Source organism: Burkholderia metallica, assembly GCF_902832845.1.
Classification (GTDB): Bacteria; Pseudomonadota; Gammaproteobacteria; order Burkholderiales; family Burkholderiaceae; genus Burkholderia; species Burkholderia metallica.
Genome location: NZ_CADFDB010000017.1, coordinates 81,978 through 96,230, shown reverse-complemented (window position 1 = coordinate 96,230; position 14,253 = coordinate 81,978). Strand labels below are relative to the sequence as shown.

The window sequence follows — 14,253 nt, the reverse complement described above, 5'->3', positions numbered from 1 at the left end:
GCCCTCGCGGCCGAAGGAACCCGCATGAAACAGTATCTCGATCTCGTTCGTACCATTCTCGATACCGGCACCTGGCAGGAGAACCGCACGGGAATCCGCACCATCAGCATGCCGGGCGCGATGCTGCGCTTCGACCTGCAGCAAGGCTTCCCGGCCGTGACGACCAAGAAGCTCGCGTTCAAGTCCGCGATCGGCGAACTGGTCGGCTTCCTGCGCGCATCGCGCAGCGCGGCCGATTTCCGCGCGCTCGGCTGCAAGGTATGGGACGCGAACGCGAACGAGAACGCGCAGTGGCTCGCGAACCCGTATCGCCAGGGCGTCGACGATCTCGGCGACGTGTACGGCGTGCAATGGCGCCAGTGGCCGGGCTACAAGGTGCTCGACGCGGGCGCCGACGCGCAGATCGCCGATGCGACGCGCCGCGGCTTCCGGATCGTCACGCGTTTCGACGAAGACGGCGCGCCGAAGGTGCTGCTGTACAAGGCGATCGACCAGTTGCGTCAGTGCCTCGACACGATCATGGAGAACCCGTCCGACCGCCGCATCCTGTTTCATGCGTGGAATCCGGCCGTGCTCGACCAGATCGCGCTGCCCGCATGCCATCTGCTGTATCAGTTCCTGCCGAACGCGACGAAGCGCGAAATCTCGCTGTGCCTGTACATCCGCAGCAACGACGTCGGCCTCGGCACGCCGTTCAATCTGACGGAAGGGGCCGCGCTGCTGGCGCTCGTCGGCCGTCTGACGGGCTATACGCCGCGCTGGTTCACGTATTTCATCGGCGACGCGCACATCTACGAGAACCAGCTCGACATGCTGCAGCAGCAGCTCACGCGCGAGCCTTACGACAGCCCGCGGCTCGAGATTGCAGACCGTGTGCCCGACTATGCGAAGACGGGCGTCTACGCGCCCGAATGGCTGGAGCAGGTCGAACCGTCCGATTTCTCGCTCGTCGGCTACCGCCACCACGAGCCGCTGACCGCGCCGATGGCGGTCTGATCGCGCGATCGATGCCGCGCGCGCGCATCGATCCGCGCGCCGCAGGAACGAGGCCCGACCGGCTGATACCGGTCGGGCTTTTTTGTTTCACGTTTGCGGCACTCACTGGCGATGCCGCTCTTCGTGGCCGCCTTGTGGCGGCGGGTTGCCCGGGTGCGGTGCCTCGACGTGCGGCGCCGGCTGCGGCCGCGGTTCCATGCGCGGGGCGGGCATCGACGGGCGCGGCTCCATGCGGGGCGCCGGTTGCGGCCGCGGCTCCACGTGTGGCGCTTGCGGTTGCGGCCGCGGCACGTCATGGGCGGCGGGGGCCGGCGCCCGGTACTCGTTCACGCGCGGCGGGGCGACTTCACGGTGCGGCGCCGGTTGCGCGAATTCAGCGCGCGGTTGCGGTGCAGGCGCCGCGCGTTCCGGTTGCGGTTGTTCATGCCGGGGCGGCGTCGGGAAATCGGGGCGCGGACGCGGCTGCGGGATCTGCGCCGTAGTGTCGAGCCGGGGCTGCGGCAGTGCACGCGGTGCTTCGTTCCGGGCGCCGGGCTGCGCGCCCTGCGGGCTCGGCACCCCGTCCGGATGCGGTACCGCTGCGCTACGCACGGGCGGCAGCGCATTCTGTCCGGCCGCATGCAGCGCGGTGGGCGGGGCCGGGCGCTGACGCTCCATCGGCGTGTGCGGCTGCATCCACGCGGGCGACGGCGCTTCGGTCGCGTGCGCATTGCCGATGCCCGGCGGCGTGTTGTTCGCCGTCGGCGGATGCGGGACGCCGTTGCCGGGCCCGCGCGCCTGATTCGGCATCGGGTTGCCGGGCGCCGGCGGCATCCCGCCGTTGGCGAAACGCGCTGCGTCGGGTTTTTCGCCGTTCGCCGGCCGTGCGGCGTTCGGCATGCCCGGCATCGGTGCGCTTGGCCGCCCGGCCTGCGCGGCGGCCGGCTGGCCTTCGTGCGGCGCGCGGGCCGGCTGCACGACGGGCCCGTGCGGATTCACGAGCTGCACGTTGTGCATCGCCCATGCGCCGCCGCCGGGCTTGCCTGGAACGCGGACCGGGCGAGCCGTATAGTCGGCCGGCACTTTCGTATTCACGACGGGCGCGCCGGCACCCGGCACACGCCCGCCTTGCTGCGCGAGATGGGCTGCGGCCTGGTCGCGATACGCGGCCGGCACGGCAGGATTGCGCGTCGCGACGTACGGGTGTTGCGCAAGCGCCGCGGGCGGCCGGTAGCTCGCATTGCGCAGCCCGCCGGTGAAGCTCTGGCGCACCGGTGCGATACCCGGCGTACCCGGCGTGACGTGCGCATTGCGCCATTGCAGCGGATCGACGTGCTGCGCGAAGTGCGCGACGGGCTGGCCGTGCACGAACGCGGACGCCGGTACGGCCGTGATCGCGTGCGGCGCGCGGAAGTTGACGTACGTCTTGTTGATGTTGGTGATGTTCGTCACGTTCACGGTCTTGTTCACGTTGACGTTGTTCACGACGATGTTGCGGTTCACGCGGTCGTAGTAGTGCGGGCTCCAGCGGCCCCAGCCCGGATGCCACGCTTCGCCCGGACCGAGCGCGAACCACGCGCAGCCGGCAGCGGCGACGCCGCCCACCGTGAGCGCGACGCTCCAGTCGGGGCCGCCGCCCCCGCCCACGAACGCGACGAGCGCCGGTGCATAGGCCGGCGGCTGGCTGACGACCTGCGGGCCCGGCACCCACGCCCAGCTATCGTCCACGTAGGCCCAGCGGCCGTAGTGATACGGCGCGAAACCCCACGGCGCGTCGTCGACCCACGTCCAGCCCCACGGCGCCTGCCAGATCCAGTGGCCGTCGTGATACGGAGCCCAGCCGGCCGGCGTGTCGTTCGGCACCCATACCTGGCCGTAATTCGGGGTTTCGCGCCACGTGCCGTTCGCGTCGAGATCCTGGTAGCCGGGGACGTCGCGGGACACGTAACGGGCCGACACCGAGCGCTCCTCGGCCGCGTCGCGGCTGGCGGCCCACTGGTCGAGCGCGTCGGGCCCCGGCGCGGCGGATTGCTGCGCGACCTGCAGGTCGGTGCCCGTGAACACGACCTGCTGGCCCGCGGACAGCGGGTACTGCCCGTTGCTGCCGTAGACGGTCGCACTGCCGCTGCGCACCGTGACCGTCGTGCTCGCGCCGTTCGGTGCGACGTCGACGCGATAGTCGCCGGGGCCCGCGATGCCGAGCGCGAGATTCGGCGTGTCGATTTCGTACGATCCGCCGGCCGGCAGAGCGCGAACGTGCGTCGAGACGGTGCCGAGCCCCACTTTCAGCTGGGTGGTCGTGTCGTCGAGGTTCAGCACCGACAGGCTCGTCGATTCGCCGAGCCGTACCGCGGTCGAGCCGACGTGCAGTTCCGAGCGCGCGCCGGCGTCGTTCCAGATCTGGTCGCCGGTCGTCAGGGGCCGGTTCACCGCGGCATACGACCACGTATCGGTGCCGGCCGGTTCGGTCGTCACGGCGCCCGACAGGTAATTGAGCCGCGCGACGCGGCTGGGCGGATCGCCGCCCGGTTGTTGTGCGACGGCTGCGGACGGCGCGGGCGATTGCGCGAATGCGGGGGGCAGTGCCGCAAGCGCAACGAACGCGAACAGCGTGCAGCGGGCGGTGCGCTTGAGCGTGAACAGGGTGGCCATGGTGAGCGTCTTCGTCATGATCGACGGCACGTCGATTCGTGCCGCTGAGTTCACGATATCCGCTCGGCCTGTTTCAATGCGCGGTGTTTTGTAAGTCGAATGGCACGCGATGTAACAAAACCTGTCGATCGCGCGCCGTTGTCGTGAAGACGCAATGCGGGCGTCAAGCGGACGTAAGCCACCCGTCGAAAACCTGCTGTCCGGGCACGGTGACACGCAGCACGCGCGGCCGCGCCGCGCGCTCGATCCAGCCGTGCGCGCAGAAGCTCTCGAGCAGCGCCGCACCGAGCGCGCCGCCGAGGTGCGAGCGCCGCTCGCTCCAGTCGAGGCAGCCGCACGCGAAGCGGCGCCGGCGCGTGCGCTGCTTGGCGACGTCGATGCCCCATTGCGCGAGCGCCTGGGTGCCGAGCTCGGTGGTCTCGATCGCGTCGCCGTCCGCAAGCAGCCAGCCACGCGCGGTGAGCCCGTCGAAGATGCGCACCGCGAGTTCGCCGGCCATGTGGTCGTAGCAGGTGCGCGCATACCGCAATTCGGCGGGGACCGTGCGGGACGGCGACGGCACCGGGCGATGCGGCGCGGCCGCACGGGCGACGTTTGCGAGCGCCTCGAGCGACGCCGCGATGTCGGCCGACGCGATCCGGTAGTAGCGGTGGCGGCCGCGCACGTCGAGCGCGAGCAGGCCGCCATCGGTCAGGCGCGCGAGGTGGGCGCTCGCGGCGGAAGGCGACAGCCCCGCGATCATCGTCAGTTCGCCGGCCGGTCGTGCGCTGCCGTCCATCAGCGCCCACAGCATCGCGGCGCGTCCGGGATCGGCGATCAGCGAGCCGATGCGGCTCAGGCCCGGAAAGTGGTGGTCGTCCTGGTCGGTCATCGTCGTGTCTCGTCTGGCGGGATGATCATCAGTGTAGTGGGCGCGCGCATTCGATGTTTCGCTTTCGGCTGAAATGTCGGATGCACGGATGTCGGCGGCGTCGAGGCTGCGCACCGGGCTGCGACCGCTTGCTGCGCGCGCGTAGAATGGCCGAAAGCGACGGCAGCGGGCCGCCGCACGTGACACGAAGCAACGATGAAGACGATTTTCTGTTTGTTGGCCGCCGCTTTCGTTTGCGCGGCCTGTGCGCAGGGCGGGGCGGGTTCGGCCGGCGAGCGCGGCGGCAGCATCGAGATGTACGGAACGATCGATCAGGGCATCACGGTGCGCCGCTGACCGCCGCCGGGCGCGTGCGCACCCGGCACGGCCCCGGCAGCCGCGCCACGCGGGGCGCCCCGCGGCGCGTTGCTGCAGTGCAACCAACGTATAATGGCCCGATTACAGCGCCCCCGCCGCCTGGAGCCACCAAGATGTCCCAACCGTCCCCCGTACCGGCCGCCCTCGACCGCACCGAAACCGTATTTCGCTTCCTCGCCGAGCCGTCGTCCGTAAACTTCGGCGGCAAGGTGCACGGCGGCGCGCTGATGAAGTGGATCGACGAGGTCGCGTACGCGTGCGCGGCCGTCTGGTCGAGCCGCTATTGCGTGACGGTCAGCGTCGGCAACATCCGTTTCCAGCGGCCGATCATGGTCGGCAATCTGGTCGAGCTGAAGGCGCGCGTCGTCGCGACGGGCCGCACCAGCATGCACATCCACGTATCCGTGCATGCCGGCGATCCGAAGGGCGGCATGCTGCGCCAGACGACCGATTGCCTCGTCGTGTTCGTCGCGGTCGACGAGAACGGCAACCCGGTGCCGGTGCCGCCGTTCGTGCCCGAGACCGACGAGCAGAAGGTGCTCGCGAAATATGCGGCCGACGTGCGGGCCGCGCTCGACAAGCTCGTCGAGATGAAACCGGAAGAGGTGGCGAAGGGCGCGGTCTGAGCGCCGCGGGCGCCGCGCATCGCGGCGCGCCCCCGCGCCATCCTGCCGTTAGCGCGTCCCGATCATCTGCTCGGGGCGCACCCACGCATCGAATTCCGCCTCGGTCAGATAGCCGAGCGCGAGCGCGGCCGCCTTCAGCGTCGTGCCTTCCTTGTGCGCCTTCTTCGCGATCTGCGCCGACTTGTCGTAGCCGATGTGCGGATTGAGCGCCGTCACGAGCATCAGCGATTCGTTCAGCAGCAGGTCGATCCGCGCGCGGTTCGGCTCGATGCCCACCGCGCAGTGATCGTTGAAGCTCTGCGCGCCGTCGGCGAGCAGTCGCACCGATTGCAGCACGTTGTGCGCGATCATCGGCCGGAACACGTTCAGCTCGAAATTGCCGCTCGCGCCGCCGACGTTGACCGCGACGTCGTTGCCGAACACCTGGCAGCACAGCATCGTCACGGCTTCCGACTGTGTCGGGTTCACCTTGCCCGGCATGATCGAGCTGCCCGGCTCGTTCTCCGGAATCGACAGCTCGCCGAGCCCGCAGCGCGGCCCGCTCGCGAGCCAGCGCACGTCGTTCGCGATCTTCATCAGGCCGGCCGCGACCGTCTTCAGCGCACCGTGCGCGAACACCAGCGCATCGGCGGCCGCCATCACCTCGAACTTGCTCGGCGCCGTCACGAACGGCAGCTTCGCGAGCCGGCCGATTTCCTCGGCGACGCGCACCGCGAACTCCGGATGCGCGTTCAGCCCCGTGCCGACCGCGGTGCCGCCGAGCGCGAGTTCGTACAGGTGCGGCAGCGCGGATTCGACGTGACGGATGCCCTGGTCGAGCTGCGCGACGTAGCCGGAAAACTCCTGGCCGAGCGTGAGCGGCGTCGCGTCCTGCAGGTGCGTGCGGCCGATCTTCACGATGTCGGCGAACGCCTTCGATTTTGCGTCGAGCGTCGTGCGCAGCGTGCGCAGCGCCGGCAGCAGGTGATTGACGATCGCATACGCGGCCGCGACGTGCATCGCGGTCGGGAACACGTCGTTCGACGACTGGCCGCGGTTCACGTCGTCGTTCGGATGCACCTTGCGCGCTTCGCCGCGCTCGCCGCCCATCAGTTCGCTCGCGCGATTCGCGATCACCTCGTTGAGGTTCATGTTGGTCTGCGTGCCGGAACCCGTCTGCCAGACGGCGAGCGGGAATTCGCGCGGATGCTTGCCGGCGATGATCTCGTCGGCCGCGGCGATGATCGCGCGCGCCTTGTCGTCGGCCAGCACGCCGAGCGACTGGTTCACGGCCGCCGCGGCGCGCTTGACGATCGCGAGCGCGTGGATCAGCTCGGGCGACTGCTTCTCGGTCGAGATCCGGAAATTCTGCAGCGAGCGCTCGGTCTGCGCGCCCCACAGCCGGTCGGCCGGCACGGCGATCTCGCCGAACGTATCGCGTTCCATCCGCACTGCTTCGTTCATGATCCACTCCTCCAGAAAAGGGGAAAGGCCGCGCGTCGTCGCGCGGCAACAGACGTTATCAGGCGTATCGTGAGGCAGTCGCGCCGCTTGCGCGGCGTCTCGGGGGCTTCAACCGACTAGCATAGCGCCGGCCCGGATTTCGCGTGTTGTCGCGCTCAGTGCGGCGACGCGCTCTTCAGATGAAAGCGCCATGCCATCAGCACGGCCACGCTTGCGAGGCCGGCCGCGAGGCCCCACCAGAGGCCTCGCGCACCGAGGCCGACGTGGAATGCGAACCAGTAGCCGGTCGGAAAACCGATGCCCCAGTAGCCGAGGGTTGCCGCGAGCATCGGGATGCGCGTGTCCTTCAGGCCGCGCAGCGCGCCCGACGCGACGGTCTGCGCGCCGTCGACGATCTGGAACACCGCGGCGATGCCGAGCAGCGACGCGGCGAGCGACACGGTGGCCGCGTTGGCCGGATCGTCGAGGTTCAGGTACAGGCCGACGATCGCATGCGGCGCGACGATCAGCACGATCCCCGACAGCGACATGAACGCGACACCGAGGCCGAGTGCGACGAAGCCCGCATGCCGCGCGGCGACGGGCGCCCCCGCGCCGACCCAGTAGCCGACCCGCACGTTGGCCGCCTGACCGATCGCGAGCGGCACCATGAACGCCACCGAGGCGACGTTCAGCGCGATCTGGTGGGCGGCCAGCGACGTCGCGCCGAGCACGCCGATCGTCAGGCCCGTCGCGAGAAACAGCGTCGACTCGACCCCGTACGTGATCGCGACCGGCCAGCCGATGCCGATCAGTTCGCCCATCATCGGCAGCTTCGGGCGCGCGGCGGTGACGAAATGACGGAAGCGTTGCCGGCCGTGCAGCAGCCAGATCAGCGAGAGCGCGGTGAGCCAGATCGTGATCGTCGTCGCGACCGCGGAACCGAGGAAGCCGAGGCGCGGCAGCCCGAACGCGCCGTGGATCAGCCCGTAGTTCAGCACGCCGTTCACGCCGACGCCGCCGATCGACACCCACAGCAGCCGCCGCGCCGCGCCGATCGCCGGCAGGAAGGCGCGCATCAGCCCGACGCCGATCAGGCTGCCGAGCGCGGCGAAGCGCAGGATGCCCGTATATTCGCCGACGTGATGCGCGAGCAACGGCGGCTCGTGGAACATCAACAGGATCGGTTCGGACAGCGACAGCGCGACGATGGCCGGAATCGCGAGCAGCACGGACAGCACGAAGCCGGTCCAGTAGATGTGCGGCACGCGCTCGTCGGCCTTGGCGCCGCGCGCATGCGCGACGCTCACGCTGACCGACGACAGCACGCCTTGCAGCACCGTCACGATGACGAAGAAGAAGTTCGCCCCGAGGCCGCCCGCCGCGAGCGAATCGGGGCCGAGCGAGCCGAGCAGCACCGTGTCGGTGACGCTCATCGCCATCTGCGAGAGCTGCGCGATCGCGAGCGGCGCGGCGAGGCGCGCGGTATCGGCGGCGTGACTGGACAGGGACGGCGGCGCGGCGGCCGTCCGCGTAAGACCGGAATGCGACATGGAATGGGCGCTCGCGCGGGTGCGGGCCCGCGCTATATGTATTTATTTTGAGAGACGGCTAGCTTACGGCTTTATTCGAACCGTGTCGAACGCGCGCGCCGATGGCCATGTCGCAGGCAGGGGGAACGGCTCGGGTGCTAGGCCTCGCGCACGGCGATGCGCGTGTCGCCGAGCAGCACGACCTGGCCTGCGCGGATCTTGCAGGTCTTGCGCAGCTCGACCGCACCGTCGACTTTCACCGCGCCGGACGCGACGATCAGTTTCGCGGAACCGCCGCTGTCCGCGAGGCCGGTGATCTTGAGAAGGTTGTGCAGCTCGACGTATTCGCCGGTCAGCGTGAAATCCAGATTGGGCATGACGAAGATGGTGCGCGATGCGCGGGAGGAATCGCTCCGCATCATACGGCACCGCGGGCCGGCGCGCGAGCGCGGCCGACGGCCGCCCTCAGTTGTGAGGGAGTGTGAGCGATTCGTCAGCAAATGAAACGGTGGGTAACAGTCTGAGAGATTCGAGAACCGGTCGTGCGGGCCGCGGGTCTTTTGTCGTACCTGCCGCGTGTTGCGGCGGGGCGCATCGGACCGCATCACCGTGGTCCGGGCTCACAACTTCCTGAGGAGAATTGTCATGTCCAAGATTCGTACGATGCTGATCGGTGCCGCGCTGACGGCGTTCGCCACGTCGGCCGCCTTTGCCCAGACGGGCACCGCGGCGCAGGGCGCAGCCGGTGCCGGTGTACAGGCGCAGACGCCGGCTGCGGGTGTCGGCATGCAGGGCGGTGCGGGCGCGAACGCGTCGGGCAATGCGGCCGGCGGTGCGACCGATGCGGTCGGCGCGGCAGCCGACGGCGCGAAGGATACGGGGTCGTCGGCCGTCCACTCGACCAAGAAGCACGCGAAGCATGCCGCGAAGTCGGCCAAGAGCCATGCGGGCTCGGCCAAGACGAAGGCCGGCGAAGCGACCGAAGGCGGCGCATCGGCCGGCGTGCAAGGCGGCGCATCGGCCCAGGGCGCCACGCAGTAAGCGGTGTCCGGCGCCGCGCGACGCCCGTGCCTGGCGGCGCGTCGAGGCGGCCATCCGGCGGCCCGGTTCGCATCGTGCGCACCGGGCCGTTTTCATGGTCGGGCGCGCAGGGGTGCGTCGTTACGGCCGGCGCTGTCCTTGTCCTTGTCCTTGCACCGGCCCCTGCGCCGGCCGCGCGGCAGCCGGGGTGAATACGCTGCGCAGCCATGCGGCGAACCGCGCGAAGACGTCGTACGGCTCCTCGACGAAGATCTCCGGCTTCAGCAGCCGCAGGTATTCCATGATCTGCTGCGCTTCCTGCTTCTGGAACGAGCCGTGCGCGAGCCCGAGCCGCAGCAGCCCGCGCAGTTCGCCGAGCTTGTCGCGCGCGGTGCTGCCGACGCTCATCTCGCAGGCGAGCTTGGCCTCGTAGACCCGTTGCCGCAGCGATTCCGCGAGCCGCCACGCGGGCGTCTGCATCAGTTCCTCGAGGGTCTGGATGTCTTGCGCGGCGCCCTTGATCTGCGATGCGAGCGGATCGACCAGCGACGGGTCGCCCTGCGCTTCGGCGACGATCGCTTTCGCCCAGTCGCGGCACGCCTTCGCGAGCTCGTCCGGGGTCCATTCGGAGCGCGACGCGAAGCCGAAGCCGAATTCGCCGGCCTGTCGCATCAGGATCGCGACGACGTCCGGGAACTCCTTGTCGAGCGTGCGTTTGGCCCACGCGTACTGGCCGCCCTGCAGCATCCGCTGCACCGCGTGCTCGGTCAGCGGCACCATGTTGTCGAGCAGTTTGGCGCGCAGGAAATCCTCGAACGACGGTGTCGCGAACTGCGGGTCGAGTTTCAGCGACACGCGGACGAACGCGTCGTAGTCCTTGCGCAGGGACTCGAGCGTGTCGTCCTTGAGGGAAAGGGTGATCTGGCCCATGAATCGTCTCGATGGCGGCCCGCGCAAGCCGGCGGCCGGCACGGCGCACCGGAGCGGGCGCCGCGTCGACTGACCGGTGCGCGCCGAGGCCGGTGGCGGGTCTTCATCCGTTATATCGACGCGCCGGGCGAAAACTTGAGCACGCGCGACCGAGCGTGTGCTCAGGCGGGCAGCCAGTGCGGCAGCACGACCCCTTGCCAGAAAAAGAACACCGCGAGCCCCGCTGCGATCGTCACGAGCGGGCGGCGGGTCGCGGCCGACACGAGCACGGCGGCGAGCGCGCCGACCAGCTGCGGATTGCGCCACGTCAGCTCGGCCGTGCCGCCGTGCGGCGAGACGACCATCGGCACGATGATCGCGGTCAGCACGGTGACGGGCACGAAGCCGAGCGCGGTCCGCACGAGCGGCGGAAACGCCAGCCGTTCGCCGAACAGGAACAGCGTCGAACGGATCGCGTACGTGATGACCGCCATCCCGAGAATCAGCAGCGCGTAGCTCACGAGGCGGCCTCCGTGCGCGAGCCGGCGCGCGTGCGGTCGTGCAGCAGCGTGAGCGCGACGCCGATCGCGACGCCGGCGGCGACCGCGCCGAGCAGCCCGAGCTTGTACGGCCAGCCCTGCCAGAAGTACGCGAGCGTGCCGGCCGTCACGGCCGCCGCGAAATAACGCAGCGTGCCGAGCTGCGGGACGACGATCGCGATGAAGGTCGCCGCCATCGCGAAATCGAGGCCGAGCGACTGCAGGCCCGGGAACGCCGCGCCGAAGCCGATGCCCGCGAGCGTCCAGACCTGCCAGTTCAGGTACATCGCGAGGCCCGAGCCGAAGAAGTAGTGGGGGCCGATCGTGCCGGGCGGGAAGTGCCGGTAGTGCGCATAGGCGACCGCGAACACTTCGTCGGTCATCAGCGCGCCGAGCGTCGCGCGCCAGCGCAGCGGCAGGTGCGCGACATAGGGCGCGAGCGTCGCGCTGTACAGCAGGTGACGCAGGTTCACGATCAGCGTGGTCGCGAGCACGACTGCGAAGCTCGCGCTGCCCGCGATCAGGCCGAGCGCGATGAACTGGGCGGAGCCCGCGAACACGACGAGCGACATCAGCGCGCCGTGCCATGCGGCGAGCGGGCCGCCGCCGACGAGCGTGCCGAAAATCACGCCGAACGGGGCGGCGCCGATCATCATCGGGATCGTGTCGCGCGCGCCGTCGAGCCATTCGTTGAGCGGGCGGCGGGCGGGTGATGCGGGTATTGGGTTCAAAGCGTATGCCTCCATGAACGGGAGGATAGCGGGCAGCGGGTGGGCGGGCTTGTATGTTCTTGCGCTTGCGGACCGGTGCGGGGCCGCTTGCCTGCGCCGGGGAGCTCGGGCGGTATCGGGCGGTATCGGGCGATATGGCGGTGGTGGGCCGGACGCCGCGCGTCAGCTCGCCTGCCAGCGCCCGGGCGGCACGCCGAACATGCGTTTGAAATGCCGCGTGAAGTGGCTTTGGTCGACGAAGCCGCTGGCCGCCGCGACGTCGGCGACGGGCACGCCCGCGCGCAGCGGCGCCAGTGCGCGCTGTAGGCGCAACTGGTTGCGCCATGCATGCGGCGGCATGCCGGTCGTGCGGGTGAACAGGCGCGCCGCGTGGAACGGCGACAGGCCGGCCGCCTGCGCGACTTCGTCGAGCGTCACCGGGCACAGGAGATCGGCGGCGAGCCATTCACGCATCGCGTCGACGCGCGGTTCGTCCGCCGCGAGCGGCGCCGCTCGCGGCAGTGCGTCGGCATGGCGCACGATCAGCGTCGACAACGCGTCGAGCATCGCCGTTTCGGCGGCGAGCGGATCGTAGATGCGCGGTGCGTCGCCCGGTGAGTCGTTCGCCGGCTGCCCGTGCGCCTGCGCGCCGAGTGCGCGTTCGCTGCCGGCCTCCATCATCCGATGCGCGAGCGTGAGCCGGGCCGCGAGATCGGCGTCGCGAATCACGTCGGGCGCGAACCACGGCGCGTCCTGCGGGCGGTCGGCAATCGCACTCGTGAGTTCGCGGATGAATTCGACCGGGATGTAGCTGACGCGATAGCACCAGCCTTCGTCGGCTGCGCGCGAACCCGTATGCACCTCGCCCGGATTGATCACGGGCACGGAGCCGGTTTCGGCGACATGGGCGCTGCCGCGGTAGGTGTAGCGTTCCGCGCCTTCGAGAATCACGGGGATCGTGTACGCGTCGTGCCAGTGGGGGGCGAACGTGTGGTCGCGATAGGTGGCCGTGAGGAGATCCGCATCCGGCAGCAGCGGCGTGCGCCAGTAGCGTGCGGAGTCTGGAAGGCGGGCGGCGGACATGAGCGGGCGCGAGAGCGGTCGAACCGACAGTGTATCGCTCGCGCGCCCGGGCGGGCCTTACTTGACCGGAATCGTCGTGCCGGCCGGCATCGGCACCGCGGTGACGGCGTTCTTCGGGCTGCCGCTGACGACGCGGTCGCTGTAGGTCAGATAGACGAGCGTGTTGCGCTTCTTGTCGACCACGCGCACGACGTGCAGCGTCTTGAAGATGAACGACATGCGCTCGCTGAACACGTCGGTCTGCTGCTTGAGCGGTTCCTTGAAACTGATCGGGCCGACCTGCCGGCATGCGATCGACGCTTCGCTCGGATCTTCGGCGACGCCGAGCGTGCCCTTGATCCCGCCGGTGCGGGCGCGCGACACGTAGCAGGTCACGCCGTTCACGACCGGATCGTCGTACGCCTCGACGACCACGCGATCGGAGCCCGTGACGCGGAAATGGGTGTTGACGCTGCCGACTTCCTCCGCGTGCGCGAGCGGTGCCGCGGCGAACACGGAAAGCAGGAGGGCGAGGGGGGCTGAGCGGAAGAGACGATGCTTCATCGACGGAACCGGATGCGAATGCGGGACAGAGACTCTAGCATGCGCGGGACCGGCCGATGAAAGCCGAGAGAGCGGCCGAAAAACAAAAGGCCCGTCGAATGACGGGCCTTTCGCTATTTGGCTCCCCGACCTGGGCTCGAACCAGGGACCTACGGATTAACAGTCCGGCGCTCTACCGACTGAGCTATCGGGGAATAAATCGGTACATCTGCGTGTGTTGTTTCCAACAAAAAACCCGTCCACTTTCAACGGGCCTTCGTGTTTTTTGGCTCCCCGACCTGGGCTCGAACCAGGGACCTACGGATTAACAGTCCGGCGCTCTACCGACTGAGCTATCGGGGAACAAACAACAACAGCAGAGAAACGAGATTGTATGGAGCGTTCGCTAACGTGTCAATACTTTCGGGCGGCGGAACGCGAAATTTTTTTCGGTGCCGCGGCGCGATCAGCGCTCGAGCAGGTGCAGCTTGTCCTGCACGTCCTTCCACTCGTCCGCGTCGGCCGGTGCCGGCTTGGTCTTCGTGATGGACGGCCAGCCCTTCGCCAGCTCGGCATTCAACGCGGTGAACTGCTGCTGGTCGCCCGGAACGTCTTCTTCGGCATAGATCGCATTGGTCGGGCACTCGGCGACGCACACGGCGCAGTCGATGCACTCGTCCGGATCGATGGCGAGAAAGTTGGGACCTTCACGGAAGCAATCCACCGGGCACACATCCACGCAATCCGTGTATTTGCACTTGATGCAGCCTTCGGTCACAACGTGAGTCATTAAAACGCTCCTGCTTGGCGGTATATATGGGGTGGCGTTTGCGCCAAAACCGGCATTGTAACTGAAGCGCAAAACCCGCATGACGTGGTCGGCTATCCGGCTTATATCGTTTCGTGATTAGTTTATGGCGCGTACTCGGGGGACGCAGAAGGATGTCGACACCGGGGCGTACGCGGGTCGTACGGCCGGGTGACGGTGCGCCGGGAGCAGGGCGCCAGGCGGTTTCACGATGGTCGGGCACGCAT

At 69.0% G+C, this 14,253-nt stretch carries 15 protein-coding genes and 2 tRNA genes; 4 read left to right on the top strand and 13 right to left on the bottom strand.

All coding sequences use genetic code 11. From position 1 onward, the window contains the following. Window positions 1-24: 24 nt before the first annotated feature. Window positions 25-996: a thymidylate synthase gene (locus HWX08_RS32340; RefSeq protein ID WP_069257961.1), complete on the top strand. Its 972-nt coding sequence runs from the start codon at window positions 25-27 to the stop codon at window positions 994-996. Window positions 997-1,098: 102 nt separating this feature from the next. Here the strand turns inward: HWX08_RS32340 and HWX08_RS32335 are convergent, their stop codons facing one another. Together HWX08_RS32335 and HWX08_RS32330 are read right to left on the bottom strand one after the other, a co-directional pair. Then, a complete protein-coding gene (locus tag HWX08_RS32335) occupies window positions 1,099-3,627 on the bottom strand; it encodes a DUF6600 domain-containing protein (protein ID WP_174922957.1) in 2,529 nt (842 codons plus the stop codon). 163 nt (window positions 3,628-3,790) lie between these two features. Further along, on the bottom strand, window positions 3,791-4,498 hold the full coding sequence (locus HWX08_RS32330) for an ArsR/SmtB family transcription factor (RefSeq protein WP_174922952.1): 708 nt from the start codon (window positions 4,496-4,498) through the stop codon (window positions 3,791-3,793). A gap of 195 nt (window positions 4,499-4,693) precedes the next feature. Between HWX08_RS32330 and HWX08_RS32325 the strand changes: the two genes are divergently transcribed. Beyond that, complete coding sequence (locus HWX08_RS32325; RefSeq protein ID WP_167375361.1) at window positions 4,694-4,834, top strand: hypothetical protein; 141 nt, start codon at window positions 4,694-4,696, stop codon at window positions 4,832-4,834. A gap of 134 nt (window positions 4,835-4,968) precedes the next feature. Then, the gene (locus HWX08_RS32320; protein WP_069256118.1) at window positions 4,969-5,481 is read left to right on the top strand and encodes an acyl-CoA thioesterase; all 513 of its coding nucleotides are present in this window, start codon (window positions 4,969-4,971) and stop codon (window positions 5,479-5,481) included. Window positions 5,482-5,529: 48 nt separating this feature from the next. Here the strand turns inward: HWX08_RS32320 and fumC are convergent, their stop codons facing one another. From fumC to HWX08_RS32305, 3 genes are all read right to left on the bottom strand, one after another. Then, window positions 5,530-6,924: a class II fumarate hydratase gene (gene fumC, locus HWX08_RS32315; RefSeq protein ID WP_069256119.1), complete on the bottom strand. Its 1,395-nt coding sequence runs from the start codon at window positions 6,922-6,924 to the stop codon at window positions 5,530-5,532. 155 nt (window positions 6,925-7,079) lie between these two features. Continuing rightward, window positions 7,080-8,456 carry a multidrug efflux MATE transporter NorM gene (gene norM / locus HWX08_RS32310; RefSeq protein WP_069256120.1) on the bottom strand — a complete coding sequence of 459 codons (1,377 nt, stop codon included), beginning with the start codon at window positions 8,454-8,456 and terminating at the stop codon, window positions 7,080-7,082. A gap of 137 nt (window positions 8,457-8,593) precedes the next feature. After that, a complete protein-coding gene (locus tag HWX08_RS32305; RefSeq protein ID WP_021159725.1) occupies window positions 8,594-8,812 on the bottom strand; it encodes an RNA-binding S4 domain-containing protein in 219 nt (72 codons plus the stop codon). A gap of 268 nt (window positions 8,813-9,080) precedes the next feature. Between HWX08_RS32305 and HWX08_RS32300 the strand changes: the two genes are divergently transcribed. Then, window positions 9,081-9,476, top strand: coding sequence for a hypothetical protein (locus HWX08_RS32300; protein WP_069256121.1), 396 nt, complete (start codon window positions 9,081-9,083; stop codon window positions 9,474-9,476). A gap of 120 nt (window positions 9,477-9,596) precedes the next feature. On the opposite strand, the gene HWX08_RS32295 is transcribed toward HWX08_RS32300, so the two are convergent. From HWX08_RS32295 to fdxA, 8 genes are all read right to left on the bottom strand, one after another. Then, window positions 9,597-10,385, bottom strand: a complete 789-nt coding sequence (locus HWX08_RS32295) for a DUF4088 family protein (RefSeq protein WP_174922953.1) — start codon at window positions 10,383-10,385, stop codon at window positions 9,597-9,599. 161 nt (window positions 10,386-10,546) lie between these two features. Next, on the bottom strand, window positions 10,547-10,885 hold the full coding sequence (locus HWX08_RS32290) for an AzlD domain-containing protein (protein WP_069256123.1): 339 nt from the start codon (window positions 10,883-10,885) through the stop codon (window positions 10,547-10,549). Then, the gene (locus tag HWX08_RS32285) at window positions 10,882-11,649 is read right to left on the bottom strand and encodes an AzlC family ABC transporter permease (RefSeq protein ID WP_174922954.1); all 768 of its coding nucleotides are present in this window, start codon (window positions 11,647-11,649) and stop codon (window positions 10,882-10,884) included. The genes HWX08_RS32290 and HWX08_RS32285 overlap by 4 nt, the downstream gene beginning before the upstream one ends. 147 nt (window positions 11,650-11,796) lie before the next feature. Then, window positions 11,797-12,696, bottom strand: a complete 900-nt coding sequence (locus HWX08_RS32280) for an AraC family transcriptional regulator (RefSeq protein WP_174922955.1) — start codon at window positions 12,694-12,696, stop codon at window positions 11,797-11,799. Between the two features lie 57 nt (window positions 12,697-12,753). Next, entirely contained in the window at window positions 12,754-13,239 is a 486-nt protein-coding gene (locus HWX08_RS32275) for a CreA family protein (protein ID WP_174922956.1), read from the bottom strand. A gap of 118 nt (window positions 13,240-13,357) precedes the next feature. Further along, window positions 13,358-13,433 (bottom strand) — tRNA-Asn (locus HWX08_RS32270). 72 nt (window positions 13,434-13,505) lie between these two features. Further along, window positions 13,506-13,581, bottom strand: a tRNA-Asn gene (locus HWX08_RS32265). 103 nt (window positions 13,582-13,684) lie between these two features. Further along, entirely contained in the window at window positions 13,685-14,008 is a 324-nt protein-coding gene (gene fdxA / locus HWX08_RS32260) for a ferredoxin FdxA (RefSeq protein ID WP_069256127.1), read from the bottom strand. Between the last annotated feature and the right edge of the window lie 245 nt (window positions 14,009-14,253).